The organism is Pseudomonas anguilliseptica (assembly GCF_021375795.1).
GTDB classification, from domain to species: Bacteria; Pseudomonadota; Gammaproteobacteria; order Pseudomonadales; family Pseudomonadaceae; genus Aquipseudomonas; species Aquipseudomonas anguilliseptica_A.
In genome coordinates this window covers 512848-539025 of sequence record NZ_JAEIOI010000003.1, presented here as the reverse complement: position 1 = coordinate 539025, position 26178 = coordinate 512848, and the positions used below count along the sequence as shown (strand labels likewise).

The 26178-nt window shown below is 61.2% G+C and carries 29 protein-coding genes; 22 read left to right on the top strand and 7 right to left on the bottom strand.

The genetic code is table 11. From position 1 onward, the window contains the following. Position 1: 1 nt before the first annotated feature. Positions 2-1225 (bottom strand): CaiB/BaiF CoA transferase family protein, encoded by a 1224-nt coding sequence (locus IOD17_RS14065; protein ID WP_233685689.1) that lies wholly within the window; start codon positions 1223-1225, stop codon positions 2-4. Between the two features lie 133 nt (positions 1226-1358). After that, positions 1359-2537: an acyl-CoA dehydrogenase gene (locus tag IOD17_RS14060; protein ID WP_233685688.1), complete on the bottom strand. Its 1179-nt coding sequence runs from the start codon at positions 2535-2537 to the stop codon at positions 1359-1361. 183 nt (positions 2538-2720) lie between these two features. On the opposite strand from IOD17_RS14060, the gene IOD17_RS14055 reads away from it, so the two are divergent. The 9 genes from IOD17_RS14055 (at position 2721) to IOD17_RS14015 (ending at position 10974) form a co-directional block, all read left to right on the top strand. Then, entirely contained in the window at positions 2721-3629 is a 909-nt protein-coding gene (locus IOD17_RS14055) for a LysR family transcriptional regulator (protein ID WP_233685687.1), read from the top strand. A gap of 556 nt (positions 3630-4185) precedes the next feature. Beyond that, positions 4186-5307, top strand: coding sequence for a Re/Si-specific NAD(P)(+) transhydrogenase subunit alpha (locus tag IOD17_RS14050; protein ID WP_233685686.1), 1122 nt, complete (start codon positions 4186-4188; stop codon positions 5305-5307). Positions 5308-5321: 14 nt separating this feature from the next. After that, a complete protein-coding gene (locus tag IOD17_RS14045; RefSeq protein WP_233685685.1) occupies positions 5322-5639 on the top strand; it encodes an NAD(P) transhydrogenase subunit alpha in 318 nt (105 codons plus the stop codon). Then, the gene (locus IOD17_RS14040) at positions 5636-7072 is read left to right on the top strand and encodes an NAD(P)(+) transhydrogenase (Re/Si-specific) subunit beta (protein ID WP_233685684.1); all 1437 of its coding nucleotides are present in this window, start codon (positions 5636-5638) and stop codon (positions 7070-7072) included. Before IOD17_RS14045 ends, IOD17_RS14040 begins: the two co-directional genes overlap by 4 nt. Positions 7073-7521: 449 nt before the next feature. After that, positions 7522-7737, top strand: coding sequence for a DUF1127 domain-containing protein (locus tag IOD17_RS14035; RefSeq protein ID WP_233685683.1), 216 nt, complete (start codon positions 7522-7524; stop codon positions 7735-7737). 266 nt (positions 7738-8003) lie between these two features. Then, positions 8004-8210 carry a DUF1127 domain-containing protein gene (locus IOD17_RS14030; RefSeq protein WP_233685682.1) on the top strand — a complete coding sequence of 69 codons (207 nt, stop codon included), beginning with the start codon at positions 8004-8006 and terminating at the stop codon, positions 8208-8210. Between the two features lie 77 nt (positions 8211-8287). Next, positions 8288-8605, top strand: coding sequence for a DUF2388 domain-containing protein (locus IOD17_RS14025; RefSeq protein WP_233685681.1), 318 nt, complete (start codon positions 8288-8290; stop codon positions 8603-8605). A 99-nt stretch (positions 8606-8704) separates the two neighbouring features. Further along, positions 8705-9025, top strand: coding sequence for a DUF2388 domain-containing protein (locus IOD17_RS14020; RefSeq protein ID WP_233685680.1), 321 nt, complete (start codon positions 8705-8707; stop codon positions 9023-9025). A 23-nt stretch (positions 9026-9048) separates the two neighbouring features. Continuing rightward, positions 9049-10974 carry a DUF4105 domain-containing protein gene (locus IOD17_RS14015; protein WP_233685679.1) on the top strand — a complete coding sequence of 642 codons (1926 nt, stop codon included), beginning with the start codon at positions 9049-9051 and terminating at the stop codon, positions 10972-10974. Positions 10975-11018: 44 nt separating this feature from the next. On the opposite strand, the gene IOD17_RS14010 is transcribed toward IOD17_RS14015, so the two are convergent. After that, the gene (locus IOD17_RS14010) at positions 11019-11423 is read right to left on the bottom strand and encodes a GFA family protein (RefSeq protein WP_233685678.1); all 405 of its coding nucleotides are present in this window, start codon (positions 11421-11423) and stop codon (positions 11019-11021) included. Positions 11424-11511: 88 nt separating this feature from the next. Here IOD17_RS14010 and IOD17_RS14005 point away from each other — a divergent pair, with 88 nt between their 5' ends. The 3 genes from IOD17_RS14005 to IOD17_RS13995 all read left to right on the top strand — a co-directional run bounded on the left by IOD17_RS14005 (position 11512) and on the right by IOD17_RS13995 (position 14441). Next, positions 11512-12441, top strand: coding sequence for an AEC family transporter (locus IOD17_RS14005; protein WP_233685677.1), 930 nt, complete (start codon positions 11512-11514; stop codon positions 12439-12441). Positions 12442-12534: 93 nt separating this feature from the next. Continuing rightward, a complete protein-coding gene (locus tag IOD17_RS14000) occupies positions 12535-13593 on the top strand; it encodes a PA0069 family radical SAM protein (protein ID WP_233685676.1) in 1059 nt (352 codons plus the stop codon). Between the two features lie 119 nt (positions 13594-13712). After that, a complete protein-coding gene (locus tag IOD17_RS13995; RefSeq protein WP_233685675.1) occupies positions 13713-14441 on the top strand; it encodes a carbonic anhydrase in 729 nt (242 codons plus the stop codon). A 29-nt stretch (positions 14442-14470) separates the two neighbouring features. Here the strand turns inward: IOD17_RS13995 and IOD17_RS13990 are convergent, their stop codons facing one another. Then, positions 14471-15127 carry a hypothetical protein gene (locus IOD17_RS13990; RefSeq protein WP_233685674.1) on the bottom strand — a complete coding sequence of 219 codons (657 nt, stop codon included), beginning with the start codon at positions 15125-15127 and terminating at the stop codon, positions 14471-14473. Between the two features lie 362 nt (positions 15128-15489). Between IOD17_RS13990 and coxB the strand changes: the two genes are divergently transcribed. The 4 genes from coxB to IOD17_RS13970 are packed head-to-tail and all read left to right on the top strand — an operon-like array spanning position 15490 to position 19710. Next, positions 15490-16614 carry a cytochrome c oxidase subunit II gene (gene coxB, locus IOD17_RS13985; RefSeq protein WP_233685673.1) on the top strand — a complete coding sequence of 375 codons (1125 nt, stop codon included), beginning with the start codon at positions 15490-15492 and terminating at the stop codon, positions 16612-16614. A gap of 4 nt (positions 16615-16618) precedes the next feature. Continuing rightward, positions 16619-18223, top strand: coding sequence for a cytochrome c oxidase subunit I (gene ctaD, locus IOD17_RS13980; protein WP_233685672.1), 1605 nt, complete (start codon positions 16619-16621; stop codon positions 18221-18223). 11 nt (positions 18224-18234) lie between these two features. After that, positions 18235-18801: a cytochrome c oxidase assembly protein gene (locus IOD17_RS13975; RefSeq protein ID WP_233685671.1), complete on the top strand. Its 567-nt coding sequence runs from the start codon at positions 18235-18237 to the stop codon at positions 18799-18801. Positions 18802-18813: 12 nt separating this feature from the next. Beyond that, the gene (locus IOD17_RS13970) at positions 18814-19710 is read left to right on the top strand and encodes a cytochrome c oxidase subunit 3 (protein WP_233685670.1); all 897 of its coding nucleotides are present in this window, start codon (positions 18814-18816) and stop codon (positions 19708-19710) included. Between the two features lie 5 nt (positions 19711-19715). Here the strand turns inward: IOD17_RS13970 and IOD17_RS13965 are convergent, their stop codons facing one another. Continuing rightward, positions 19716-19919, bottom strand: coding sequence for a twin transmembrane helix small protein (locus tag IOD17_RS13965; RefSeq protein ID WP_233685669.1), 204 nt, complete (start codon positions 19917-19919; stop codon positions 19716-19718). 88 nt (positions 19920-20007) lie between these two features. Between IOD17_RS13965 and IOD17_RS13960 the strand changes: the two genes are divergently transcribed. From IOD17_RS13960 to IOD17_RS13940, 5 genes are read left to right on the top strand one after another with little or no spacing between them, the layout of a single operon-like run. Continuing rightward, positions 20008-20739, top strand: a complete 732-nt coding sequence (locus tag IOD17_RS13960) for an SURF1 family protein (protein WP_233685668.1) — start codon at positions 20008-20010, stop codon at positions 20737-20739. Next, positions 20714-21298: a hypothetical protein gene (locus IOD17_RS13955; RefSeq protein ID WP_233685667.1), complete on the top strand. Its 585-nt coding sequence runs from the start codon at positions 20714-20716 to the stop codon at positions 21296-21298. The genes IOD17_RS13960 and IOD17_RS13955 overlap by 26 nt, the downstream gene beginning before the upstream one ends. A 24-nt stretch (positions 21299-21322) precedes the next feature. Then, positions 21323-22363, top strand: a complete 1041-nt coding sequence (locus tag IOD17_RS13950) for a COX15/CtaA family protein (protein WP_233685666.1) — start codon at positions 21323-21325, stop codon at positions 22361-22363. 24 nt (positions 22364-22387) lie between these two features. Then, complete coding sequence (cyoE, locus tag IOD17_RS13945) at positions 22388-23287, top strand: heme o synthase (RefSeq protein WP_233685665.1); 900 nt, start codon at positions 22388-22390, stop codon at positions 23285-23287. Positions 23288-23298: 11 nt separating this feature from the next. Beyond that, complete coding sequence (locus tag IOD17_RS13940) at positions 23299-23931, top strand: SCO family protein (RefSeq protein ID WP_233685664.1); 633 nt, start codon at positions 23299-23301, stop codon at positions 23929-23931. A gap of 4 nt (positions 23932-23935) precedes the next feature. Here the strand turns inward: IOD17_RS13940 and IOD17_RS13935 are convergent, their stop codons facing one another. Then, positions 23936-24361, bottom strand: coding sequence for a VOC family protein (locus tag IOD17_RS13935; RefSeq protein WP_233685663.1), 426 nt, complete (start codon positions 24359-24361; stop codon positions 23936-23938). Positions 24362-24471: 110 nt separating this feature from the next. Between IOD17_RS13935 and IOD17_RS13930 the strand changes: the two genes are divergently transcribed. Then, positions 24472-25341: a LysR substrate-binding domain-containing protein gene (locus tag IOD17_RS13930; protein WP_233685662.1), complete on the top strand. Its 870-nt coding sequence runs from the start codon at positions 24472-24474 to the stop codon at positions 25339-25341. A gap of 56 nt (positions 25342-25397) precedes the next feature. On the opposite strand, the gene IOD17_RS13925 is transcribed toward IOD17_RS13930, so the two are convergent. Beyond that, the gene (locus IOD17_RS13925) at positions 25398-26168 is read right to left on the bottom strand and encodes a MetQ/NlpA family ABC transporter substrate-binding protein (RefSeq protein ID WP_233685661.1); all 771 of its coding nucleotides are present in this window, start codon (positions 26166-26168) and stop codon (positions 25398-25400) included. Between the last annotated feature and the right edge of the window lie 10 nt (positions 26169-26178).

Below are 26178 nucleotides of genomic sequence, written 5' to 3'. Positions count from 1 at the left end.
TCTACAGCACCCCCGCTTCACGCAGCGCCGCGATCTGCTCGGCGTTTAGCCCCAGGTGGCGGGCGAGTGCCTGTTCGGTGTGTTCGCCGAGCAGCGGCGGTGCGTTGCGGTATTGCACCGGGGTTTCCGACAGGCGCAGCGGGCTGGCCACCTGCGGGGTGGTGCTGCCCAAGCTGTTGGGCAGGTCGATACGCAGGCCGCGTGCCTGTACTTGCGGGTCGGCAAATACCTGGGCGAGGTCGTTGATCGGCCCGCAGGGTACGCCGGCGGCTTCCAGCAGCGTCACCCATTCGGCGGTGGTTTTGAACACCGTGGCCTGACGCAGCAGCGGAATCAGCTCGGCGCGGTGGGCGACGCGCGCCTTGTTCGAAGAAAAACGCGGGTCATCGGCCAAAGCCGTAAGGCCGGCAACCTCGCAAAGCTTGCGGAATTGTCCGTCGTTACCCACGGCGATAATGAAGTTGCCATCGGCCGAGGGGAAATCCTGGTAGGGCACGATATTCGGGTGAGCGTTGCCCAGGCGTTTCGGTGAGACACCGGTGTTCAGATAATTCATCGCCTGGTTGGCCAGGCAGGCCACCTGCACGTCGAGCAGCGCCACATCGATATGTTGGCCGATGCCGGACTGTTCGCGCTGGTTGAGTGCCGCCAACACGCCGACCGTGGCGTACAGGCCGGTGAGAATATCGGTGAGGGCGACGCCGACCTTTATGGGGCCGGCACCCTCCTCGCCGTCGGGCTTACCGGTCAGACTCATCAGCCCGCCGAGGCCCTGGATCATAAAGTCATAACCTGCTCGCTTGGCGTAGGGCCCGTTTTGCCCGAAGCCAGTGATCGAGCAGTAGATCAGGCGCGGGTTGAGCGCCTTGAGGGATGCGTAATCGAGGCCATACGCCGCCAGGCCGCCGACCTTGAAGTTCTCCAGCAGCACGTCGCAGTTCTGCACCAGCTCACGCACCAGACGCTGGCCTTCGGGCTGGGTGAAATCCAGGGTCACCGATTGTTTGTTGCGGTTGGCGCTCTGGAAATAGGCTGCCTCGCGCGAGTCGTTGCCCTCGGCATCCTTCACGTAGGGCGGGCCCCAGTGACGGGTATCGTCGCCTGTGCCGGGACGCTCGACCTTGATCACCTCGGCACCCAGGTCCCCGAGAATCTGCCCGGCCCAGGGCCCTGCCAGTACGCGGGACAGATCGAGAACGCGGATATGCGATAGGGCGCCGGACATAAGAACCTCACGAACAAGTTCCCTCTCCCGCTTGCGGGAGAGGGTTAGGGAGAGAGAGCAGAATCGCTGCCAACCGCTGCCCTCTCCCCCCATCAATAGCGAGGGGAGAAAAGCGTGCGGCGCAGAGCAGGCCTTAGAAGAACGCCTGCAAGCCGGTCTGCGCGCGACCCAGGATCAGCGCGTGGACGTCGTGGGTGCCTTCATAGGTGTTGACCACTTCCAGGTTGACCAGGTGGCGGGCCACGCCGTACTCGTCACTGATGCCGTTGCCGCCGAGCATGTCGCGGGCCATACGGGCGATGTCCAGGGCCTTGCCGCAGCTGTTGCGCTTCATCATCGAGGTTATTTCCACCGCAGCGGTGCCTTCGTCCTTCATCCGGCCGAGGCGCAGGCAGCCTTGCAGGGCCATGGTGATCTCGGTCTGCATGTCGGCGAGTTTCTTCTGGATCAGCTGGGTTTGCGCCAGCGGGCGGCCGAACTGTTTGCGGTCGAGGGTGTACTGACGCGCGGTGTGCCAGCAGAACTCGGCCGCACCCAAGGCGCCCCAGCTGATGCCATAGCGGGCGGAGTTGAGGCAGGTGAACGGGCCTTTCAGGCCGCGCACGTCAGGGAAGGCGTTTTCTTCAGGGCAGAACACGTTGTCCATGACGATTTCGCCGGTGATCGAGGCGCGCAGGCCGACCTTGCCGTGAATCGCCGGGGTGCTCAGGCCCTGCCAGCCTTTTTCCAGGACAAAGCCGCGAATCTCGCCGGCATCATCCTTGGCCCAGACCACAAACACGTCAGCGATTGGCGAGTTGGTGATCCACATCTTCGCGCCAGTCAGGCGGTAGCCGCCGTCGACCTTTTTCGCGCGGGTGATCATCGAGCCTGGGTCGGAGCCGTGATCCGGCTCGGTGAGGCCAAAGCAGCCGATATATTCGCCGCTGGCCAGCTTGGGCAGGTATTTCTGTTTGGTCGCTTCGTTGCCGAATTCATAGATCGGCACCATCACCAGGGAGGACTGCACGCTCATCATCGAGCGGTAGCCGGAGTCGATGCGCTCGACTTCGCGGGCAATCAGGCCGTAGCACACGTAGTTCAGGCCACTGCCGCCGTATTCGGCGGGGATGGTGGCGCCGAGCAGGCCGGTGTCGCCCATCTCGCGGAAGATTTTCGGGTCGGTCTGCTCATGGCGGAAGGCTTCCATTACGCGCGGGGCCAGCTTGTCGGCGGCGAACTGCTGAGCGCTGTCACGCACCATGCGTTCTTCTTCGGTCAGTTGCTGGTCGAGCAGCAGCGGGTCGATCCAGTTAAAGCTTGCCTTGGCCATGCGGGAAACCTCGAATCAGGACAGTAAAGGTGCGGGGATAAACACCCGCGAAGCGTGAGATTGATCCTAGGCGGCTTGTGGCAGGCAGGCAAACGAGTAATGTGCACGCAATTGTGCGTATTGCTCACTTCGAGATAGGCTTATTCGGCATTTTTTACCGAATAAAGTGAGAGTGACGCACAAATGCGCCGCAAGATCCCCAGCACCGCCGCCCTTATCGCGTTCGAGTCCGCCGCTCGGCACCAGAGTTTTACCAAGGCGGCGCAGGAACTGAGCCTGACCCAGGGCGCGGTGTGCCGGCAGATTGCCGCGCTGGAGGCCTTCCTTAATATCGAGCTGTTCCGCCGTTCGCGGCGTGGTGTGCTGCTCACCGAAGCCGGACAATCCTACGCGCGGCGAGTGGCCGGCCAGCTTGATGCGGTGGAGCGCGACACCCTGGCAGTGATGGGCCAGCAAGGCGCGATGAGTATCGAACTGGCGGTGGTGCCGACCTTCGGCACCCAGTGGCTGCTGCCTAGGTTGAAGGACTTTCAGCGTTTGCATCCCGAGATCACGGTCAACCTGACCAACCGCACCCGGCCCTTTCTGTTCGCCGACACCGAGTTCGATGCGGCGGTGTACTTCGGCGATGGCGACTGGTCCGGGACCCAGGCCCACCTGCTGATGGGCGAGAACCCGATGCCAGTGTGCAGCCCGGCGCTGCTTGCCGGGCAGGCGCAATTGAGCGCGGAGCAGATCGCCAGCCTGCCGCTGTTGCAGCAGACCACGCGGCCTTACGCCTGGCGTCAGTGGTTCAACGCCCAAGGCCTGAACACCACGCGGGATATGGCCGGGCCGCGTTATGAGCTGTTTTCCATGCTGGCCCAGGCAGCCATGCATGAGATGGGCGTGGCGCTGATTCCGCCGTTTCTGATCCGCCGTGAGCTGGACGAGGGGCGGCTGGTGATTGCCGCGCCGCTGAGCCTGTCGAGCGACAAGGCGTATTACCTGATTATCCCTGAACGCAAGCTGGAATCGGCAGCGCTGTTGCTGCTGCGCGACTGGCTGGTGCGCGAGGCACACGCCTATGCCCTGGCCCATGGCCTGAAATAGACAACGGCCTGTCAGGTTGTTGACGAAAAAGGCCGTCAACCCTTCGGCGGCAAACCGTCGGAAATTGCTTTACCTCACCATACAGGCCGCCTAGAGTGCGCGCCAGATCAATGTTGACCCCGTAGTCAGCTATCTCAGTGGCTACACTTGTGCACTCCACGGCGCGCCCAAAGTGTTGCATTTTTTGCACACAAAAACGTCTGTAGCCCTCTGAAACAGTGGCTCTACCGATTTATCGGGAGCATCGCCGTTGATCTGATGGCGCTGTATTTGCGCCAAGAATGTATTAACCCCACTTTGTATCGGCCGATTGGCTATAAGCCTTGCTCCACAAGGCTTTGCGGGTTTTTGTCGGTCGGAAGGTCATGCAGTGACTTGTAGTTATCGCAAGGTTTTACTTCATAACGCCTTGAAGGCTATGCCCTTCGCCTGCAAAATGCCGCGCCCCGCTTGTGTCTGTGTTGTCTGCAGGTTGGGATTGTGCTGATCCTCCCCATTGCCCGCGTGCCACCCGCAGTGCGCCGGTTCACTAAAAAGATCACGCAGGAGAATTGAAGTGCACATCGGTGTTCCTCTCGAAACCCATGCTGGTGAGACGCGCGTTGCCGCAACTCCCGAAACCATCAAGAAGCTGATCGGCCAGGGCCATCAGGTGACTGTACAGACCGGTGCTGGCGTGAGCGCGAGCATTCCGGACAGCGCCTATGAAGCTGTCGGTGCCACCATTGGCAACGATTCAGCAGCCTTCGGTGCCGATCTGGTGCTGAAAGTGGTCGCCCCGACCGATGCCGAACTGGCTCACATGAAAGCCGGTGCCGTGCTGGTTGGCATGCTCAACCCGTTCAGCAACGAGACCATCGCGCGCATCAACGCCCGTGGCGTTACGGCCTTTGCTCTGGAAGCTGCACCGCGTACTTCCCGCGCGCAGAGCCTGGACGTGCTGAGTTCGCAAGCCAACATCGCCGGCTATAAAGCTGTGCTGCTGGCCGCGCACCACTATCCGCGCTTTATGCCGATGCTGATGACTGCTGCCGGTACCGTGAAGGCCGCGCGCATCCTGATTCTCGGCGCCGGTGTCGCTGGCCTGCAGGCCATCGCCACGGCCAAGCGTCTGGGTGCGGTGATCGAGGCTTCGGACGTGCGTCCGGCCGTGAAGGAGCAGATCGAGTCGCTCGGCGCCAAGTTCGTCGACGTGCCGTTCGAGACCGATGAAGAGCGTGAGTGCGCCCAGGGCGTGGGTGGTTATGCCCGTCCGATGCCAGCTTCGTGGATGGAGCGTCAGGCCAAGGCAGTGCATGAACGCGCCAAGCAGGCTGACATCGTCATCACCACCGCACTGATTCCGGGCCGCAAGGCGCCGACTCTGCTGCATGAGGCGACCGTCGCCGAAATGAAACCGGGCTCGGTGATCATCGACCTGGCCGCGGCGCAAGGCGGCAACTGCCCGCTGACTGAAGCCGAGCAGGTAGTGGTCAAGCATGGCGTGACCATCGTCGGCCACAGCAACCTGGCGGCCATGGTGCCGGCAGATGCTTCGGCACTGTACGCACGCAACTTGCTGGACTTCCTCAAGCTGGTCATCGACGGCGAAGGTAAGTTCCACCTCAACCTTGAAGACGACATCGTCGCCGCGTGCCTGATGTGCCGCGATGGCAACGTCGTGCGCACTAACGGCTAAGGGGAGCACCGCTCATGGATATGATTTCCGACGGCATCTACAACCTGATCATCTTCGCGCTGGCCATCTACGTGGGCTACCACGTGGTATGGAACGTGACCCCGGCTCTGCACACCCCGCTGATGGCCGTGACCAACGCGATTTCCGCGATCGTCATCGTCGGCGCCATGCTGGCTGCCGCCCTGACCGTGACCCCGCTGGGCAAGGCCATGGGCACCTTGGCCGTGGCACTGGCTGCGGTCAACGTGTTCGGTGGTTTCCTGGTAACCCGGCGCATGCTGGAAATGTTCAAGAAGAAAGCGCCTAAGGCGCAGGTGGAGAAGCACCGATGAGCATGAATCTGATCACTGTTCTCTACCTCGTCGCCTCGATCTGCTTTATCCAGGCGCTCAAGGGCTTGTCGCACCCGACTACGTCGCGTCGCGGCAACCTGTTCGGCATGATCGGTATGGGCATTGCGGTGCTCACCACCGTCGGCCTGATCTACAAGCTGGGCGCTGAACTCGCGACCCAGGGCATCGGTTACGTGATCGTCGGCCTGCTGGTCGGTGGCACCGCCGGCTCGATCATGGCCAAGCGCGTTGAAATGACCAAGATGCCGGAACTGGTCGCCTTCATGCACAGCATGATCGGTCTGGCCGCCGTGTTCATTGCCATTGCTGCTGTGGTTGAGCCGCAATCGCTGGGCATCGTGGCTGCACTGGGCGACGCCATTCCGGTGGCCAACCGTGTTGAGCTGTTCCTCGGTTCGGCTATCGGCGCAATCACCTTCTCTGGTTCGGTCATCGCTTTCGGCAAGCTGTCGGGCAAGTACAAGTTCCGCCTGTTCCAAGGCGCGCCTGTACAGTTCAAGGGTCAGCACATGCTGAACCTGGTATTTGGTCTGGCCATCATCGGCCTGGGCATCTACTACAGCATCACTGGCGACGTGCGTGCCTTCGCAGCGCTGACCGTGCTGGCGTTCATCATCGGCGTGCTGATCATCATCCCGATTGGTGGTGCCGACATGCCGGTGGTGGTGTCGATGCTCAACAGCTACTCGGGCTGGGCGGCGGCCGGTATCGGCTTCTCGCTGAACAACTCGATGCTGATCATCGCCGGTTCGCTGGTGGGTTCTTCGGGCGCGATCCTCTCGTACATCATGTGCAAGGCGATGAACCGTTCGTTCTTCAACGTGATCCTCGGTGGTTTCGGTGGCGCGGCTGAAGAAGCCGGCCCTGCGGGTGCCAAGGAAGCTCGCCCGGTGAAATCCGGTTCGAGCGACGACGCGGCCTTCCTGCTGACCAACGCCGACACCGTGATCATCGTTCCGGGCTACGGCCTGGCGGTAGCCCGTGCCCAGCACGCACTGATGGAGCTGGCCGAGAAGCTGACCCATCGCGGCGTGACCGTGAAGTACGCGATCCACCCGGTTGCCGGTCGTATGCCTGGCCACATGAACGTTCTGCTGGCCGAGGCCGAAGTGCCTTACGAGCAGGTGTTCGAGATGGAAGACATCAACTCCGAGTTCGGCCAGGCCGACGTGGTGCTGGTGCTGGGCGCGAACGACGTGGTCAACCCGGCCGCGAAGAACGATCCGAAGTCGCCGATCGCCGGCATGCCGATCCTCGAGGCTTACAAAGCCAAGACCGTGATCGTCAACAAGCGCTCGATGGCCAGCGGTTACGCCGGCCTGGATAACGAACTGTTCTACCTGGACAAGACCATGATGGTCTTCGGCGACGCCAAGAAAGTCATCGAAGACATGGTCAAAGCAGTCGACTAACCCTCGCTGCTGCGCTGTCGAAAAGCCCGGCCTTGTGCCGGGCTTTTTTGTGCCTGTGGTACTTCCGCAGGGTTGTTGTGTCGATGCTGATGTTGGGTCGGTCTGGTGACCATACACTTTCTGTCTAGGTGATCAGAAAATCCGGTTTTTCGAGCAAAAATCTGAAAAACAGGTCAACTGTAATAGAAGTGCAATTTGCAACTGTACCTATATAAATTCACTGCGCTGAAAGATTTAAGCAGTGCTTTAAACTGCAATATTAACTTAAGCAGGCTAAAGCACTTATGGGCAGTACAGTTGAGTGAAAAACAAACAAGACAGTTACAAAGCAAACTATCTATTTGCACTGCAATTTCGTCCAGCTGTGGCTACTGCGCAGTGGGGGTAACGGCAATAATTTATCCATCGCAACACACCACTGACCCGCCACAAGCGGAAGGATGATCACCATGGAACGTACCCTCAGTTCCGACCTGTTTTTCGACCACAGCCAAGCCACCGGCTCCAGCGCTCTGCCGCTGCGTATCTTCACCACCGTTCTGCAATGGCAGCGCCGCATTATCAGCCGCCGCCAGCTGGCTCGCCTTGACGCCCGCCTGCTCGCCGATGCCGGCATCAGCGAAGCCCAGCGTCATGCCGAACTGAGCAAGCCCTTCTGGCGTTAACGCCACCAGGCACCGACTTCTGCTCCTCCCTTAATGGGATTTTTGAAAGCTCCAGCGCCCTGCGTGTTGGGGCTTTCTTTTTATCTACCGGTGTTTAATTCCGGCAACAGGCCGCGGCCTGTAACAGTCTGTCGAGCTTGAAGCCAGTACAGTTTGGTCAGAGCCTGAACTGCACCATAACAATGCCGCGACGCTGTCTCTGCCTGCTTTATCTGGCGACGCGCACCATAGGCTGCCCTCTCTCGTCTCTGACAAGGAAATGTGCCATGGAACGTACGCTTAAACGCCCACCGTCTTCGACCGTGCAGGTGACTCGCCCATTCTGGTTGCGCGCCTATGCTGCGCTGTGCAGCTGGCAGCGTAACCAGCGCACGCGCAAGCAACTGGCCTGCCTGGACAGTCGCCAGCTGGCCGATGCCGGGATCAGCGAAGCCCAGCGGCAGAACGAGTTGGCCAAACCCTTCTGGCGTTAAGTGCAGGCAACCAACTGGCCAGGCTGGGGTCTACACTCAACCCAGCCTGTCTGTTGGGATTTTCCAGGAGGTTGTACATGAACATGATCCGCACACTCAGCCTGGCCACGCTACTGGCGGTGGCCGGTAGCGCCAGCGCCACCAGCTTTGTGGTCACCACCGACGCTGTTGTCGGCTCGCTCGGTGCCACTTCGGAAGCCTCGTCGAGAGTGTCCTCGTCGTTCAGCGATGACAAAGTGGTATTGGCCGCCCGTGATGACGCCGCCGCTTTTGTGGCCAGCCAGGGCAGCATCCGTGGCGTGCAGCTCGAAGCTGCGTTGCAGCATATGCGTCAGCAGGCCCCAGGGTTGCCGGGCGATGACATGCAACTGGCGAGCGCCATACTCAGCCTGTGACCGATGCGGTGTGTGCCTGAACGGCGGCATGGAACTGCGCGTTAGAATGCCCGTCCAAGGCAACCCGTCATGGGTTGATGGCTGATTCTGGAGATTCCTATGCATCCTGTCTTGCTCAGTGCCGTAGCCGCCGTTGCCCTGCTCAGTGCGACGGCCCAGGCACAAACCCTGGTTGCGACCAGCAATATCATCGTGCGTGCGTTGGATCGCACCCTCGATTTCACCTCGGATACCACCACGTCCATCCGCGATATGAAAGTGGTGCGTGCTGCCCGCGATGACGCTGCCAGCTTTGTCGCCAGCGCTGGCAAGATCCGTGGTGCGCAGCTGGAAGCCGCTATCAGCACCCTCCGCAGTCAAGTGCCTGAGGCGCAAGGTGCTTCCGACCTGGTATTGGCTGAAGCCATTCTCGCCCTGTGAGTCGGCCACGGGCCTGGCTGCTGATGCTGGCGTTACTGGCCAGCAGCTGTAGCCAGGCAGAACTGCGTCTGCAGTTGCACGACGAAGGGCTCAGCCCTGGCGAGCAACAGGCCAGTCAGCAGCTGCTGCAGGACGCGCTACAGGCCTTGCCACCGCAGTTCAGGCAACAGCTTGATCGGCGCGTCAGCGTGCGCTGGGGCGAGCTGCCTGCGCAGGTCTATGGCCGCGCTGGACGTTTTAGCGGGATCGAGTTGAATGCCGCGTTGCTGCCAGCCTTGAGCGATGGCAGCAGCGCCACGCAACAGACTTCACGCCCGCACGGCAGTGTACGTCGCGAACTGCTGGCCACCGTGCTGCACGAACTCACTCACCTGTATGACCGTGCCCAGCTCTGGCCGCAGGCCGAGCGGCAGCTGCAACGCCAGTGCCGCCAACGTGAGCAGAGCCTGGGTGCCGTTGGCCTGCCCGATCACTGTCGTGGGCAGACGGCGCGGCGCTTTACCCTGAGTGATGACCCGCAACTGCTCGATCTGGCCGGCTGGCCGCAGCAGGTTGGCCGGCGTGGCGCGCGCGAGCCGGACAATCATCAGGTGGCGCGCAGTCCGGACAGCTACGAGCTGAGTAATCCGCGCGAGTTTCTCGCGGTGAATATGGAGTACTTCCTTCTCGACCCCAGCTACGCCTGTCGACGGCCGTTGTTGGCGCGTTATCTGAGTGCGCATTTCGCCTGGTCGCCCAGCAATCAGGAGCCTTGTGCAGAGGGGCTGGCCTACCTGAATGCCGGGCGCGATTTTGCCCGCCAGCCACTGGGCCGCATCGATCCGCAGCGGGTCTATCAGGTGGATTACCTGCTGGCCGAGGCCAACAACGAGCTGGCCAGCCGCTGGGGCCATAGCATGCTGCGGCTGGTGATCTGTGCGCCTGGACGGCCACTGGGGCCTGATTGCCGGCTGGATCTGCAAGAGCACCTGGTGCTCTCTTACCGGGCTTTTGTTGGCGACGTGCAGCTGTCCAGCTGGGATGGCCTGACCGGGGTGTATCCGTCGCGATTGTTCGTGCTGCCGCTGGAACAGGTGATCGAGGAGTACACCAAGGTCGAGCTGCGCAGCCTGGCGTCGGTGCCGCTCAGGCTGGAGCGCGCGCAGCTGGAACAACTGGTGACCCGTGCGGCTGAGCAGCACTGGAGCTATGACGGCGATTACTGGTTCCTCTCCAACAACTGCGCGGTGGAAACCCTCAAATTGTTGCGCAGCGGCAGCCAGCACCCGCGCTTGCAGGCCCTCGACAGCATCATGCCCAACGGCCTGCTCGATACCCTGGTGGCCCGTGGTCTGGCCGACCGCAGCGTACTGGCGGATGACGCCGAAGCGTTGCGCCTGGGCTATCGCTTCGACTCGTTCCGTGAGCGTTACCAGGCCATGTTTAGCGTGCTGCAGGCGCAGCTGCCGATTGAACAGACGCAAGTCGAGGACTGGCTGGGCGTATCGGCGGAGCAGCGTCAGCCCTGGTTTGCTCGCGCCGATCTGCGCACCAGTGCGGCTCTGCTGCTGCTCGAGCAGGCGGCACTGCGTCGGCAACTGCTATTGGCCCAGGATGAGCTAAAGCGCCGCTACCTGACGGGGCGTGAGGGCGTTGATCCGACGGTAAATAAGGCTGGCGGCGCGTTGCAGCAGATCCTTGCCAACAGCGGCTTTCTCAGCCGCCCGGCGGAATTGCTGGAAGGCGGCTACGGCTTGCCCCAGCGTGCCGAATGGCAGCGTCTGGAGCGCGAAAGCCAGGCGCGGCAGCAGCAACTGCGCCAGCTCAGTGACGACCTCGATCAAGAAGTACGTCGCCTGCTGGAGCCGCCGCGTCTGGCCGAATTGCAGGCCATTGAAGCCAACCTGACGCAACTCGGCGAACACCTGCGCGCGCTGCATAAGGCGGGTGGCGGTTTAATGTTGCCGTAGCCTGGATTGCATTCGGGCTAACCAGAGCATGGAGCCTGCACTTTCTACGGGATATGTTCCTGCTGTTCTTGCGGCAAATGTTCGTCCAGGTGCAGCCAGGGCAGGCGACTCTGCACCCAGATATGTCGATCCGCCGGGGCCAATTCGGGCTGGTCGAGGGTGGCGATGGTGATATCCAGGCTGTGCGGGCTGAGGCGGGTGAACAGCGTCAGCTGCGCCCCGCAGGTTGGGCAGAAGCTGCGTGTGCACGTGGCTGACGAGGCATATTCGCGTGGTGTGCCGGCCAGCCAGCGAAAGCTCGCCAGCGGTACGGTGATCCAGGTGGTGACGATGCCACCGCTGCTGCGCCGACAAGTCGAGCAATGGCAGTGGGCGATGTCCTGCAACGGTGCGGTGAATTCATAGCGCAAGCCTCCGCACAGGCAGCCGCCTTGATGGTTTTCGCTCATTAGCTTTTCTCGACGAGATGGTCAGGTAAAACAGCCTAATACCAGTATCGAACTTGCGTCACCCTACGCGGCTGACCAAGATGGGCGCTTGCTGTTATTAGGGGTTGTCGTGATCGAACTGCTGCTGGCCTTGTGGCCATTGTTTGCCCTGATCGTTGCGGGCTATTACCTGCGCCGCTGGGCGTTCCCCAATGAAGCGTTCTGGCCAGGGGCCGAGCGGCTTAATTATTTTGTGCTGTTCCCGGCGCTGCTGTTCAGCAGCCTGGCGAATGCGCCGCTGGATAACCCGGCGTTGCCGCGCCTGGGGCTGGCCGTGCTGCTGGCGCTGGGCATTGCCTGGCTGGCGCTGTTGCTGGTGCGCCGGGTGCGCGGTTGGCCAGCGGGGCGTTTTGGTGCCTTCAGCCAGGGCATTCTGCGCTTCAACACTTACCTCGGGCTGGCGGCGGTGGGCAGCCTGTTCGGCCAGGAAGGCCTGACCCTGGCGGCCATCATGCTCGCCCTGATGGTGCCGACGGTGAATGTGCTGTCCGTCTGGTCGCTGACCGCCGAGCGTGGCGTCAGCGCGCGCAGCCTGTTGCTGCCGATCCTGAAGAATCCATTGATCCTTGCCTGCCTGGGCGGCGCGCTGGTCAACCTCAGTGGCCTTGGTCTGCCGGGCGGCAGTGACCGTTTGCTCAGCCTGCTAGCCGCCGCCAGCCTGCCGTTGGGTCTGCTCTGTGTTGGGGCCGCGCTGAAACCTGAGCAGTTGGGCGGCGAGATTCCGGCTCTGGGGTGGAACAGCCTGCTGCGTCTGTTGGGCATGCCGATGCTGGCTTGGGCTGTGGCCTATGGTCTGCACCTGCCGGCGATGGAGAGCACTGTGTTGGTGCTGTTCTTTGCCCTGCCAACTGCGCCGACGGCCTATGTATTGACCCGCCAGCTGGGCGGCGATAGCCAGTTGATGGCCGGTATCATTACCCTGCAAACCCTGCTGGCGGCGGCCAGTTTGCCGCTGTTGCTACTGTTGGTGGCGGGTTGATTCCTCTCCCTGGTTAAGCCTGGGCGGACGGTCGGCGCTTGGTGATGCACACAAATTACTGTATTTATATACAGTAATTTGTGGAGTAAGCTCATGTCCATTTCTCTGCCACCGCGCGGTCGCGGTACCGCCAGTAATCCGCATAACCGCTTTGCGCCACAGCGCATTATCGCCACTGACGATGGCTGGTTGCAGGAGGTGCCGCCCAGCCGGGCGACCGAGGTGCGTTGCGAAACCGCGAAAAGCATCATCACCCGCAATCAGTCGCCCGACCTGCCCTTCGACCGTTCGCTCAATCCCTACCGCGGCTGTGAACATGGCTGCATTTATTGCTACGCCAGGCCCAGCCACGCTTACTGGGACTTGTCGCCAGGGCTGGACTTCGAAACCAAGTTGATCGCCAAGACCAACGCTGTGGCCTTGCTTGAACAGCAGTTGAGCAAGCCCGGTTATGTGTGTGCGCCGATCAATTTGGGTTCCAACACCGACCCTTATCAACCGATTGAGCGCCAGCATCTGTTGACGCGCAACAGCCTCAAGGTGCTGCTCGACTACCGTCATCCGGTCACTATCGTCACCAAGGGTTCGCTGATCCTGCGTGACCTCGACTTGCTCGCCGAGCTGGCGCAGCAGCGTCTGGTGGCGGTCATGATCAGCCTGACCACCCTGGACGACGAGCTCAAACGCATCATGGAACCGCGCGCCGCTGCGCCGGCGGCACGTCTGCGGGCGATCCGCGTGCTGCGTGATAACCGCATTCCGGTCGGCGTGCTGTGCTCGCCGATGATCCCGATGATCAATGACATGGAGCTGGAGCATCTGTTGGCCGCAGCCAAGGAGGCCGGCGCGCAGAGCGCCAGCTACATGCTGCTACGCCTGCCGCGCGAAGTGGCGCCACTGTTCGAGGAGTGGTTGCAGGCGCACTACCCGCAGCGCGCCGAGCATGTGCTCAGCCTGATCCGCCAGAGCCGTGGTGGCGCATTGTATGACAGCCGCTTCGGTGAGCGCTTTCGCGGTGAGGGTGCCTTTGCCGAGTTGCTGGCGCAACGCTTCGCCCTGGCCAGTAAGCGCCTGGGCCTGCATCGGCGCGAGGGCTTTAACCTCGACTGCTCACGGTTCTGCCCGCCGGGTGGCCAGCTGGCACTGCTCTGAACAATCGGCAAAGTGTGGTGGTTGCTGCCCGTGTCAGTGGCGGTAACATTTACCATGTGACTCGCCAGCGGGCTTGGCTGTCGCTTTAGCAGATTTTTTCAGGTCCAGAGGTCGCAAACATGCCATACAAGCATCAGTTGATCCCGTTGCAGGGGCGCACCGGCAGTGAGAGTGCTGAAGAAGCACTGCAGAGCATCGTCGACGGTTTCAAACGTTTTCGCAGTGAGGTGTTTCCGCAACAGGAAGAGCTGTTCAAGAAGCTCGCCACTGCACAGAACCCGCGCGCGATGTTTATCACCTGCGCCGACTCGCGGGTGGTGCCGGAGCTGATTACCCAGAGCTCGCCAGGCGACCTGTTCGTCAACCGTAACGTCGGCAACGTGGTGCCGGCCTACGGACAGATGATGGGAGGTGTGTCCACCGCCATCGAGTACGCGGTGCTGGCGCTGGGCGTGCAACACATCATCGTCTGTGGCCACTCTGACTGCGGTGCGATGAAGGCCGTGCTGGCCCCTGAGACCCTGGAGAGCATGCCGACGGTGAAGGCCTGGCTGCGTCACAGCGAAGTGGCGCTCAAGGTGGTCGAGGCAAACTGCGGTTGTGAAGGTCATGACAGGCTGGGCATTCTCACTGAGGAGAACGTAGTGGCCCAGCTCAATCATCTGTGTACTCACCCGTCGGTGGCGGCACGCGTGGCCAGCGGCCAGCTGTTTATCCACGGTTGGGTGTATGACATCGAAACCAGCGAGATCAAGGCTTACGACGCGGAGAAGGGCGAGTTCCGCCTGATCGGTGAGGGCCCTCTGCCGATGGCCACTCCTCGCGCGCGCTATCTGCCGAGCAGCTAGTCAGCAACCGCGCGAGGGGTTAAGGCGTGCTAACCCACCGCGCGGGTTTCACCCAGTTGCAGCTCAACCCCGAGCTGTCGCGACAGGCATGGCCAGCGTTGCCAGGCCGCCTCGGTCTGCGGGCTGTGCAGGCGCTCGCGATAGGCCTGCACCGAGTCCTGGGCAAAGCTGGCATCGTCGAGCATGCCATCAACGGCGTGATGCACTGCTTCATCCAGCTGATTGGCAAAGGGCTCTCCGATCAACTGGTGGGCGATCAGGTTGGCCACAGTGGTATCCAGTGGAATCAGTGGCGCGCCCAGATGGGTGATGTAGCGGTCATTCATCTCTTCAACCAGGCGGTGAGCCAGGTAAGCCTCATCCAGCAATCCTTCCAACCCTTCATGCCCGGCCATCAGTGCCGGCGGCTGCAGAAAGAACTGCTCGGCCACCTTGAGTACCGGCTTGATTTGCGCCTCGATCCCGGCTTCGCGGGCCACCTGCTGGGCTGCCTGCAGCAGCTCCGGCACCTGTTCGATATAAGCGCTGACAAAGCGCAGCAGCACGCCGTCAGTGTCACTGTTGGGCAGGCGAATGGACGGGTGTAACTGATCCAGATGGTTGCGCATCTGTTCGGCCAACTGACCTGTGCTGGCTTCGTGTTGTTGCGCGCGCTGGATCAGTTGCTGCAATGCGGCGATGTTCATGACGGCTCCTGAATTAAGGACATGGGCGAGAACCTTAGCTGGCTCAGCGCATCTGCTAAGACCCGATTGTCATAATTATTAAACAGTTATACGAGTCGGCTATATAAGCCATCGCAGATTTCCGTCGATCCCACGGCTGCCGCGGCTTTCAGCATGGGCTTTGTGGCCTTCACCTCATTTCGGCTTTCGCGTTGCCAGGTGCAAGTCCGTGTCTATACTCGAATTCGAAAGGCAGTACCTGATAACTCCGAATCAGCTGCGGCACGGACAGTTTTCACAAGCATTTTCACCGTGAAGATGTGTGATGGCTTAGCCACTGACCGATTCGGCGGGATAACAAGAACAATTAAGGGGAACCCGCAATGATGCGACATCCACGAGTCTGGATGGGCCTCCTGTTGTGGTTGGTATTCAGCTCGGCGCACGCCAGCTGGGGCGTCAATATGACGCCAGGTGCCACCGAGGTCAGCCGCTCCGTATTTGACTTGCACATGACCATCTTCTGGATCTGCGTCGTGATTGGCGTGCTCGTCTTCGGCGCGATGTTCTGGTCGATGCTCGTCCACCGCCGCTCGACAGGCCAAGAGCCGGCACACTTCCACGAGAGCACCACGGTCGAGATTCTCTGGACCGTCGTTCCATTGATCATCCTGGTGCTGATGGCCATACCGGCCACCAAGACTCTGATCGAAATCTACGACTCCAGCGAGTCGGAGCTGGATATTCAGGTCACCGGCTACCAGTGGAAGTGGCACTACAAATACCTGGGTGAAGACGTCGAGTTCTTCAGCAACCTGGCGACCCCCAAAGATCAGATCAATAACAAGGCCAGCAAAGGTGAGCACTACCTGCTGGAGGTCGACGAACCATTGGTGGTGCCAGTCGGTACCAAGGTGCGCTTTCTGATCACTGCCGCCGATGTCATCCACTCCTGGTGGGTGCCGGCACTGGCGGTGAAGAAGGATGCCATCCCCGGTTTCGTCAACGAATCCTGGACGCGCATTGACGAGCCCGGCATCTACCGTGGTCAGTGCACCGAACTGTGCGGCAAGGATCACGGCTTTATGCCCGTGGTGGTCGAAGCCAAATCAAAAGAGGACTACGCCGCCTGGCTGGCTGAGCGCAAGCAGAGGGCTGCCGCCGAGAAGGAGCTGACCAGTAAGGAATGGACGCTGGAAGAGCTGATAGCCCGTGGCGAGAAGTCCTACCAGACCAACTGCGCATCCTGTCACCAGCCCACTGGCGAAGGCCTGCCGCCGATGTTCCCGGCGCTCAAGGGCTCGGCAATTGCCACCGGACCTGCGGCCGGCCATATCGGCATCGTGGTCAACGGCAAGCCGGGCACCTCAATGGCGGCCTTCGGCAAGCAACTCTCGGAAGTCGACATCGCCGCGATCATTACCTACGAGCGCAATGCCTGGGGCAATGCGGTAGGCGACATGGTTACGCCGAAAGACATCCTCGCGTTCAAACAGGCTCAGGAGTAAGGACATGAGTGCAGTGATCGATCCGGGCCACGCTGGCCACGGTCATGCCGGACATGACCATCACCACGGCCCGGCCAAAGGCCTGATGCGCTGGGTGTTGACCACCAACCACAAAGACATCGGCACCATGTATCTGTGGTTCAGCTTCGCCATGTTCCTGCTGGGCGGCAGCATGGCCATGGTGATTCGTGCCGAGCTGTTCCAGCCGGGCCTGCAGATCGTGCAGCCGGAGTTCTTCAACCAGATGACCACCATGCACGGCCTGATCATGGTCTTCGGCGCGGTGATGCCAGCCTTCGTCGGCCTGGCCAACTGGATGATTCCGCTGATGATCGGCGCGCCGGACATGGCCCTGCCGCGGATGAACAACTTCAGCTTCTGGTTGCTTCCTGCGGCCTTTGGCATGTTGGTCAGTACGCTGTTTATGGAGGGCGGCGGGCCGAACTTCGGCTGGACCTTCTATGCGCCGCTGTCGACCACCTACGCACCGGAGTCGGTGACCTTCTTTATCTTCGCCGTGCACCTGATGGGTATCAGCTCGATCATGGGGGCGATCAACGTGGTCGCCACCATCCTCAACCTGCGGGCTCCCGGCATGACCCTGATGAAGATGCCGCTGTTCGTCTGGACCTGGCTGATCACCGCTTTCCTGCTGATCGCGGTAATGCCGGTTCTGGCCGGTTGCGTGACCATGATGCTGATGGACATCCACTTCGGTACCAGCTTCTTCAGTGCAGCCGGTGGCGGTGACCCGGTGCTGTTCCAGCATGTGTTCTGGTTCTTCGGTCACCCCGAGGTGTACATCATGATTCTGCCGGCCTTCGGCGCTGTCAGCTCAATCATACCGGCCTTCGCCCGCAAACCGCTGTTCGGCTACACCTCAATGGTCTATGCGACTGCGAGCATCGCGTTCCTGTCGTTTATCGTCTGGGCGCACCACATGTTCACCGTAGGCATTCCGCTGACCGGCGAGCTGTTCTTTATGTATGCCACCATGCTGATCGCCGTGCCCACTGGAGTGAAAGTGTTCAACTGGGCCAGCACCATGTGGCGCGGCTCGATGACCTTCGAAACGCCCATGCTGTTTTCGGTGGCCTTCGTCATCTTGTTCACCATCGGCGGTTTCTCCGGGTTGATGTTGGCCATCGCCCCGGCGGACTTCCAGTACCACGACACCTACTTCGTGGTGGCGCATTTCCACTATGTGCTGGTGCCCGGCGCGATCTTCGGCATCTTCGCCTCGGCTTACTACTGGCTGCCGAAGTGGACCGGGCACATGTACGACGAAACCCTCGGCAAGCTGCATTTCTGGATGAGTTTCGTCGGCATGAACCTGGCGTTCTTCCCGATGCACTTTGTCGGCCTGGCCGGCATGCCGCGGCGTATCCCGGACTACAACATGATGTTCGCCAACTTCAACATGGTGTCGAGCATCGGCGCCTTCATGTTCGGCGCAACCCAGTTGCTGTTCCTGTTTATCGTGATCAAGTGCATTCGTGGCGGTAAACCGGCACCGGCAAAACCCTGGGATGGGGCCGAAGGGCTGGAGTGGTCGGTGCCGTCCCCCGCGCCTTACCACACCTTTAGTACACCGCCGGACGTGAAATAAGGAGCGCGGCCATGAGCGAAGCCCTGTCGACCCGCCGTCTGGTTATCCGCCTGTGTCTGGTGGTGGTGGCCATGTTCGGCTTCGGCTTCGCCCTGGTGCCGATCTATGACGTGATGTGCCAGGCCTTCGGCATCAATGGCAAAACCGCCGGTGCCTATCAGGCTGGCAGCCAGACGGTGGATGAAAATCGTCAGGTGCGGGTGCAGTTTCTCGCCACCAATGCTGCCGAGATGGTCTGGGAGTTCGGCCCTCAGGCGGATGAAGTGGTGGTGCATCCGGGCGACAGCACGCAAATGCTGTTTATTGCTCACAACCCCACTGACAAGCCGATGACTGCCCAGGCGATTCCCAGCGTGGCACCGTCCAAGGCCGCGGCTTACTTCCACAAGACCGAATGCTTTTGCTTTACCCAGCAGGTTCTGCAACCCGGCGAGCGCATCGAGATGCCGGTGCAATTTATCGTCGATCGAGACTTACCGGCAGATGTTCGCCACCTGACCCTGGCCTACACCTTGTTTGACGTTACCGCGCGCATCCCGCCGGTGGCACAGGCGACCCTTACCCGGGCGGCTCCATAAGGAGAACAATAAATGTCGAGTCATGAAAGCCACGAAAACTATTACGTCCCGGCCCAGAGCAAATGGCCGATCATCGCCACGTTGGGCATGCTGTTTTCGGTGTACGGCGTGGGCACCTGGTTCAATGATCTGAAGGCGGACCGCGCCGATTCCAATGGCCCGCTGATCTTCTTTATCGGCGGTCTTTTTCTCGCCTACATGCTGTTCGGCTGGTTCGGCAACGTGATCAAGGAAAGTCGCGGTGGCCTCTACAGCCCGCAGATGGATCGCTCGTTTCGCTGGGGCATGAGCTGGTTCATCTTCTCCGAGGTGATGTTCTTTGCGGCGTTCTTTGGTGTGCTGTTCTACGTGCGCACCTGGGCCGGGCCCTGGCTCGGTGGCGAGGGCGACAAGGGTATCGCCAACATGCTTTGGCCGGGTTTCGAGTACAGCTGGCCGATGCTCAACACCCCTGATCCAAAACTCTATCCTGCGCCCAGTGGGGTGATTGGTGCCTGGGGGCTGCCGCTGATCAATACCATTTTGCTGGTGACCTCCAGCTTCACCCTGACGTTTGCCCACCATGCGCTGCGCAAGAATCACCGTAAACCGCTGACTCTTTGGCTGGCGCTGACCGTGCTTCTTGGCATCGCCTTTCTGGTGCTGCAGGTCGAGGAATATATCCATGCCTACACCGAACTGGGTTTGACCCTCGGCTCAGGTATCTACGGCGCCACCTTCTTTATGCTCACCGGCTTTCACGGTGCCCACGTGACTTTGGGTGCGCTGATGCTGAGCATCATGCTGATTCGGGTGATCCGTGGCCATTTCAGCCCCGAGCAGCATTTCGGTTTCGAAGCGGCGGCCTGGTACTGGCACTTTGTCGATGTGGTGTGGATTGGCCTGTTTGTCTTCGTTTACGTGCTGTGAGGTGTTTACCAGGTGACGTGGGAAACCAGCTGGCCGCTGTAGAAGCCCCAGGTCACCAGCGCAATGGTCAGGGCCGTCAGCGTGACGCGCAGGGTCAGGGCGTTGACCACCCGTGAGGTGCGGCCTTCATCCTTGACCAGAAAGAACAGGCCACTGAACAGGCTGACCAGAGTCGCCAGCAATAACAGGATGATCGCGGCTTTGAGCATGCGTGACTCCCAAGCGGAACTTCGGGGGAAGGGAAATGCGCTTCAGCTGCAGTATAGCTAGCTTATTCAGGGCTCTAGGGAGGCTGCTATGAGCGCCTTCCGTCCTGGCTGGCTGCCCAGCGTACTGGTGCTGCTGCTGTTTCCTTGTCTGATCGCCCTGGGTTTCTGGCAGCTGGCTCGGGCCGAAGAAAAGCGTGAGCTGCTGGCCGCACATCAAGCCCAACAGTTGGCTGCACCGATCAGCATTGATGAGCTGGAGCGGTATCCCGATCCGGCTTACCAACGTGTGCAGTTGCAGGGCTATTTTGATGCACGGCATACCCTGCTGCTGGACAACCGCACCCGCGATGGCAAGGTCGGGGTGGAAGTGCTGCAACCCTTCTACGATCAGGCCAGCGGCCTTTGGCTGCTGCTCAACCGCGGCTGGCTGCCCTGGCCGGATCGGCGTATTACCCCAACCTTCGCCACTCCAGATACGCCGTTGATCCTGCAGGCCACGGTGTATGTGCCGCCAGGGGAGGCCTTCCAGCTACAGAACGCGGCACCAGCCAGTGGCTGGCCGCGTGTGGTCAGCGAGGTCAAGCCCGAAGCCCTGTGGCAGCAATTGGGGCGTGGCGGGCTGAGTTATGAAGTACGTCTGCTACCTGGCCCGGCGTCATTCCAGGACGACTGGCCAGTGGTGGCCATGAGCCCGGACAAACACCTGGGCTATGCCGTGCAATGGTTCGCCCTGGCGGCGGCGTTGCTCGGCCTGTTTATCTATCTCGGTCTATCTAATGCGCGGGAGACTCGCCATGAACCCAGCCATCGCCCTGCCTGAAGTGTCACCCAGCCAGCGTCGCCGCGGGCGGCTGCAACTGATCCTGATCCTGGCCGTGGTGATCGGTCCGATGCTGCTGGCCAGTGCCATGTACCAGTGGCGTTTCTGGGTGCCGGAAACCCGCAGCTACCACGGCGAACTGATTGGCACCGGGCAGACCCGCGCCGACCTCGGTGTGAGCGGTGCCGATGAGCAGCGCTGGCAACTGCTAGTCACTGTTCCGGAGGCCTGTGATAGCGCCTGCAAAGAATTGGTGTTTCTCGCCCGTCAGGTGCATATCGGCCTCAACCGCGATGTCGGTCGCGCCGCGCACGGTCTGGCGACTGCTCAGCCACTGAGCGCTGACTACGACGCCCAGCTGCACCGTGAATACCCGCAACTGGCGCGCTATCAGCTGCAGTTGGATGCCTATGGCAAGACCGCCGGCAAGGCCGAAGGCGCGCAGCTGTGGATCGTCGATCCGCACGGCAATCTGGTGTTGCGTTATGACGCCACCAGTAAGGGCAAGGCGATTCTCAATGACCTGCGGCACCTGCTGAAAATCTCGCAAATTGGTTAATGCTGCCTCGGCTAAGGATTGATGATGAGCAAGCCCGGTTACCGTTTTGCCCTGTTCGCCACGCTGCTGGCGGTCGTGGTGGTGCTGCTCGGTGCCTATACCCGGTTGACCCACGCGGGCCTCGGTTGCCCGGACTGGCCTGGTTGCTACGGTTTTATTGGTGTACCGATGAGCGAGCACAAGCAAACCCTGGCCGAAGCGCGTTTTCCCGAAGCACCAGTGGAAGTGGCCAAGGGCTGGTACGAGATGATTCACCGCTATTTCGCCGGCAGCCTTGGCCTGGTGATTCTCGGTTTGGCTGTGCAGGCGTTGCGTCGACGCAACGAGTCGGCTCAGCCCCTGAAACTGCCCCTGTTGTTACTCGGTATGGTGATCCTGCAGGCGGCTTTCGGCATGTGGACGGTCACCCTCAAGCTCTGGCCGCAGGTGGTGACGGCCCATCTGCTGGGTGGCTTTGCCACCCTCAGCCTGCTGTTTCTTTTAACCTTGCGCCTATCCGGCAAAATGGCCGTTTTGGCCAATCTTCCGGCACGGCTGCGTAGCCTGGCTGCGCTCGGCCTGCTGTTGGTGATCGGACAGATCGCTCTCGGTGGTTGGGTTAGCAGCAACTACGCGGCAGTTGCCTGTGTTGACCTGCCCACCTGCCACGGCGAATGGTGGCCGGCGATGGACTTCGCCAATGGCTTTCACCTGACCCAACATATCGGCCCCAACTACCTCGGCGGCCAACTCGACAGCGATGCGCGCACCGCCATCCATATGACTCACCGTATCGGTGCGCTGCTGGTGACCCTGGTGCTGCTGCTCCTGGCCTGGCAACTGCAACGCAATGGTCTGGCGCGCCTGGCCGGTTTGCTGGTGCTGGCCCTGGCGGTGCAAATCAGTCTGGGTATCAGCAACGTGGTGTTTCATCTGCCGTTGCTGGTGGCTGTGGCGCATAACCTCGGCGGCGCGGCCCTGCTGCTGACCCTGGTAGTGATCAATTACCGACTGCGCAGCCCTGCATGGCTGACATCCCCCGCAACAGACGCGCCCGCCGGCTTCGCCGCGTTGCCCGGCAAATAACCAGAACAATCGAGGAGAGACCTTATGGCTACTCTAGTGCGCGAACAGCAAGCCCACGCCAGTTGGCGCGATTATCTGGAACTGACCAAGCCGCGGGTGGTGGTGCTGATGCTGATCACCTCCCTGGTCGGCATGTTTCTCGCCACCCGTGCGGGTGTGGCCTGGGAAGTGCTGATCTTCGGCAACCTGGGTATCGGCCTGTGCGCCGGTGCGGCGGCGGCGGTCAACCATGTGGTGGATCGACGTATCGACTCGATCATGGCGCGTACCCACAAACGGCCGGTGACGGCTGGACGGTTGTCGCCGGCGGCGGCGCTGGGCTTTGCTCTGTTGCTGGCGGTGGCCGGCATGGCCTTGCTGCTGACCTTTACCAACGAGCTGGCCGCCTGGCTGACCCTGGCCTCCTTGCTCGGCTACGCAGTGCTTTACACCGGCTTTCTCAAACGCGCCACGCCACAGAATATCGTCATCGGTGGCTTGGCCGGCGCAGCACCACCGCTGCTCGGTTGGGTTGCAGTCACCGGGCATATCAGCGCCGAACCGCTGCTGCTGGTGCTGATCATCTTCGCCTGGACGCCGCCGCATTTCTGGGCCCTGGCCATCCACCGCAAGGAGGAATACGCCAAGGCCGATATCCCCATGCTGCCGGTGACCCATGGCGAGCACTACACCAAGGTGCATATCCTGCTCTACACCCTGGTGATGTTTGCCGTGACCCTGCTGCCTTATGCCATCCATATGAGCGGGCTGCTCTACCTCGCCTGCGCCGTGGTTCTCGGAGGGCGTTTTCTGTACTGGGCGGTGGTGTTGTACCGTGACAGCAAACCGCATGCGGCGATCAGCACCTTCAAGTACAGCATCTGGTATCTTTTCGCGCTGTTTATCGCCCTGCTGGTCGACCACTATCTGCTGTTAAACCTGTAATCGTTGGTGCCATGACCCGAACCCAGATCACCGTTTTTGTTCTCGTTGCCATCGTTGCCCTGGTACTGGGCCTGACCGTCAACAAGGTGCTGACCAGCAAGGGCCAGGGTGACCCCACCGTGCTGCTCGATGCCGGCATCGTCCTGCTGCCACAGAGCCGCAACTTGCCGGAGCTGAGCCTGACCAATCAGGACGGACAGACCGTGGCGGTGGATCAGCTCAAGGATCAGTGGAGTCTGCTGTTCTTCGGCTATACCTTCTGCCCGGATATCTGCCCGGCCACCCTCGCCCAACTGCGCCAGCTGCAAGGCCAGCTGCCGCCGGAAACCCTGGCCAAACTGCGCATCGTGCTGGTTACGGTGGATCCGCACCGCGATACGCCAGAACAGTTGAAGAAGTACCTGGATTACTTCGATGCGGGCTTTATCGGCCTGACCGGGGAAGAGGCAACCATTCAGAAATTGGCCAATGGCGTCAGCATTCCGTTTATCCCGGCCGATACCAGCAAGGAAAACTACACCGTCGACCACAGCGGTAACCTGGTGCTGATCGGCCCTGACGGCAAGCAGCGCGGTTTTATCCGTGCGCCGATCAACAACACCAAGCTGGCCGCGCAGTTGCCCGGCCTGCTTGAGCGCTCCTAAGCAGCTATTTGGCAAATAGCTGGCTGATGTCCTTGAACGCCTTGAACTCCAGGGCGTTGCCGCAAGGGTCGAGCAGGAACAATGTGGCCTGCTCGCCAACCTGGCCGGCGAAGCGCACATAGGGCTCGATCACAAACTGCGTGCCCTTGGCCTGTAGCCGCGCCGCCAGTACCTGCCAATCCTCCCAGCCCAGCACCACACCGAAATGCGGTACCGGCACGTCGTGGCCGTCCACCGGGTTGCTGTGTGCGGCTTCCTGGTAGGCCATCTTCGGCGTCTGGTGGATCACCAACTGGTGGCCGAAGAAGTCGAAATCCACCCAGTGGTCGCTGCTGCGGCCCTCGGCACAGCCGAACACCTCGCCGTAGAAATGCCGTGCGGCTGCCAGATCGTAAACGGGAATTGCCAGGTGGAAGGGTGCGAGCGCCATGGGCTAGGTCCTTGAGGTTACGGTCATGAGATTCTCAGCAGCAGCGATACTGATGAAAAGCGAATATCCTTGCTCGTAAGCACCAATAAAATTGATCAATCGAGACGTCGATGCTGCGTGAATTGAAAACCTTTGTGGCGGTGGCGCGGCATGGCACCTTCGCAGCGGCCGGCCAGCAGGTGGGCCTGACCCAGTCGGCGGTCAGCGCGCAGATGCGCGTGCTGGAGCAGGGTCTGGGCGTCCGGCTGTTCGAGCGTAGCGGGCGTGCGGCGGTGCTCAATGCGGCCGGTCGGCATGCCTTACCGCTGGCGGAACAGATGCTTGGGTTGTATGCGCAGATGGCCCTGCCGACCAGCGCGGCCGAGTGGCAGGGCGAGCTCAAGGTCGGGGCGATTGCCACGCTACAGACCGGCTTGCTGCCCGAAGCCTTGCCGCGATTTCGTGCAGCCGCGCCACGGGTCGAGCTGAAGCTGGTGCCGGGGGTGTCGCTGAACCTGCTCAGTCAGATCGACGCCGGCGAGTTGGACCTGGCGCTGCTGATCAAGCCACCGTTCGATCTGCCCAAGGAGCTGCTGCAGATCAGCCTGGCGCATGAGCCCTTTGTGTTGATCACCCCGCGCAGCGTGACGGCGGATGACCCGTTGCAGATCCTCGCCGAGCAGCCTTTCGTGCGTTACGACCGGCGCTCGTTCGGCGGTCGGCGGGTCAACCAGTTCCTCCGCGAGCAGCGCCTGACGGTGCAGGAAGCGCTAGAGCTGGATGAGCTGGAGGCCATCGTGCGCATGGTCGAGTGCGGGCTTGGCGTGTCGCTGATTCCGCGAGCAGGCCTGTGGCTGCAGCGGCCGACGCAGTTACGGGTGATCGAACTGGGCGAGCTGACTTTCCACCGCGAACTGGTCGCCGTGCTGCGCCGCGCTCAGCGTCAGCCGGCTCTGGACTGCCTGCTGGAGTGCCTGCGCGAAGCTGCCGCCCGGCCCTAAAACGACAAACCCCGCACGGGGCGGGGTTTGGTAGATGATGTAGCTAACGCGGCGTCTTAGAACGCTGGAACCACAGCGCCCTGATACTTCTCAGCGATAAAGGCTTTCACTTCGGCGCTGTTCAGTGCCTTGGCCAGCTTCTGCAGGGCGGCGTTGTCCTTGTTGTCGGCACGCGCCACCAGGATGTTGACGTACGGCGAGTCACTGCCTTCGATGGCCAGAGCATCCTTGGTTGGGTTGAGCTTGGCTTCCAGGGCGTAGTTGGTGTTGATCAGCGCCAGGTTGACCTGAGTCAGCACGCGCGGCAGGGTGGCCGCTTCCAGTTCACGCACCTTGATGGCTTTCGGGTTCTCGACGATGTCTTTCGGCGTGGCGAGGATGCCCGCTTCCGGCTTCAGGGTAATCACCCCGGCCTTTTGCAGCAGCAGCAGAGCACGGCCGCCGTTGGTGGCGTCGTTCGGGATCACCACGTTGGCACCTTGCGGCAGCTCATTCAGGGTTTTGTGTTTGCTGGAGTAGGCGCCGAAGGGCTCGACGTGCACACCGGCGACGCTGACCAGCTCGGTGCCACGGCTCTTGTTGAACTCGTCGAGGTACGGCTGGTGCTGGAAGAAGTTGGCGTCCAGACGCTTCTCGGCCACCTGCACGTTCGGCTGCACGTAGTCGGTGAATACTTTGATGTTCAGTTCAACGCCTTCCTTGGCCAGTGCCGGCTTAACGAACTCGAGAATTTCTGCGTGCGGTACGGCAGTGGCGGCGACGCTCAGGCTTTCGGCCTGAGCGGAGAATGCGGCCAGGGCAGCGACTGCGGCGATCAGTTTTTTCATGACTAACTCC

What these genes read in the sequence shown, in the direction of transcription:
- IOD17_RS14065 (WP_233685689.1), bottom strand. Translation starts at nt 1,225, where the DNA reads ATGTCCGGCGCCCTATCGCATATCCGCGTTCTCGATCTGTCCCGCGTA.
- IOD17_RS14060 (WP_233685688.1), bottom strand. Translation starts at nt 2,537, where the DNA reads ATGGCCAAGGCAAGCTTTAACTGGATCGACCCGCTGCTGCTCGACCAG.
- IOD17_RS14055 (WP_233685687.1), top strand. Translation starts at nt 2,721, where the DNA reads ATGCGCCGCAAGATCCCCAGCACCGCCGCCCTTATCGCGTTCGAGTCC.
- IOD17_RS14045 (WP_233685685.1), top strand. Translation starts at nt 5,322, where the DNA reads ATGGATATGATTTCCGACGGCATCTACAACCTGATCATCTTCGCGCTG.
- IOD17_RS14040 (WP_233685684.1), top strand. Translation starts at nt 5,636, where the DNA reads ATGAGCATGAATCTGATCACTGTTCTCTACCTCGTCGCCTCGATCTGC.
- IOD17_RS14035 (WP_233685683.1), top strand. Translation starts at nt 7,522, where the DNA reads ATGGAACGTACCCTCAGTTCCGACCTGTTTTTCGACCACAGCCAAGCC.
- IOD17_RS14030 (WP_233685682.1), top strand. Translation starts at nt 8,004, where the DNA reads ATGGAACGTACGCTTAAACGCCCACCGTCTTCGACCGTGCAGGTGACT.
- IOD17_RS14025 (WP_233685681.1), top strand. Translation starts at nt 8,288, where the DNA reads ATGAACATGATCCGCACACTCAGCCTGGCCACGCTACTGGCGGTGGCC.
- IOD17_RS14020 (WP_233685680.1), top strand. Translation starts at nt 8,705, where the DNA reads ATGCATCCTGTCTTGCTCAGTGCCGTAGCCGCCGTTGCCCTGCTCAGT.
- IOD17_RS14015 (WP_233685679.1), top strand. Translation starts at nt 9,049, where the DNA reads ATGCTGGCGTTACTGGCCAGCAGCTGTAGCCAGGCAGAACTGCGTCTG.
- IOD17_RS14010 (WP_233685678.1), bottom strand. Translation starts at nt 11,423, where the DNA reads ATGAGCGAAAACCATCAAGGCGGCTGCCTGTGCGGAGGCTTGCGCTAT.
- IOD17_RS14000 (WP_233685676.1), top strand. Translation starts at nt 12,535, where the DNA reads ATGTCCATTTCTCTGCCACCGCGCGGTCGCGGTACCGCCAGTAATCCG.
- IOD17_RS13995 (WP_233685675.1), top strand. Translation starts at nt 13,713, where the DNA reads ATGCCATACAAGCATCAGTTGATCCCGTTGCAGGGGCGCACCGGCAGT.
- IOD17_RS13990 (WP_233685674.1), bottom strand. Translation starts at nt 15,127, where the DNA reads ATGAACATCGCCGCATTGCAGCAACTGATCCAGCGCGCGCAACAACAC.
- coxB (WP_233685673.1), top strand. Translation starts at nt 15,490, where the DNA reads ATGATGCGACATCCACGAGTCTGGATGGGCCTCCTGTTGTGGTTGGTA.
- ctaD (WP_233685672.1), top strand. Translation starts at nt 16,619, where the DNA reads ATGAGTGCAGTGATCGATCCGGGCCACGCTGGCCACGGTCATGCCGGA.
- IOD17_RS13975 (WP_233685671.1), top strand. Translation starts at nt 18,235, where the DNA reads ATGAGCGAAGCCCTGTCGACCCGCCGTCTGGTTATCCGCCTGTGTCTG.
- IOD17_RS13970 (WP_233685670.1), top strand. Translation starts at nt 18,814, where the DNA reads ATGTCGAGTCATGAAAGCCACGAAAACTATTACGTCCCGGCCCAGAGC.
- IOD17_RS13965 (WP_233685669.1), bottom strand. Translation starts at nt 19,919, where the DNA reads ATGCTCAAAGCCGCGATCATCCTGTTATTGCTGGCGACTCTGGTCAGC.
- IOD17_RS13960 (WP_233685668.1), top strand. Translation starts at nt 20,008, where the DNA reads ATGAGCGCCTTCCGTCCTGGCTGGCTGCCCAGCGTACTGGTGCTGCTG.
- IOD17_RS13955 (WP_233685667.1), top strand. Translation starts at nt 20,714, where the DNA reads ATGAACCCAGCCATCGCCCTGCCTGAAGTGTCACCCAGCCAGCGTCGC.
- IOD17_RS13950 (WP_233685666.1), top strand. Translation starts at nt 21,323, where the DNA reads ATGAGCAAGCCCGGTTACCGTTTTGCCCTGTTCGCCACGCTGCTGGCG.
- cyoE (WP_233685665.1), top strand. Translation starts at nt 22,388, where the DNA reads ATGGCTACTCTAGTGCGCGAACAGCAAGCCCACGCCAGTTGGCGCGAT.
- IOD17_RS13940 (WP_233685664.1), top strand. Translation starts at nt 23,299, where the DNA reads ATGACCCGAACCCAGATCACCGTTTTTGTTCTCGTTGCCATCGTTGCC.
- IOD17_RS13935 (WP_233685663.1), bottom strand. Translation starts at nt 24,361, where the DNA reads ATGGCGCTCGCACCCTTCCACCTGGCAATTCCCGTTTACGATCTGGCA.
- IOD17_RS13930 (WP_233685662.1), top strand. Translation starts at nt 24,472, where the DNA reads ATGCTGCGTGAATTGAAAACCTTTGTGGCGGTGGCGCGGCATGGCACC.
- IOD17_RS13925 (WP_233685661.1), bottom strand. Translation starts at nt 26,168, where the DNA reads ATGAAAAAACTGATCGCCGCAGTCGCTGCCCTGGCCGCATTCTCCGCT.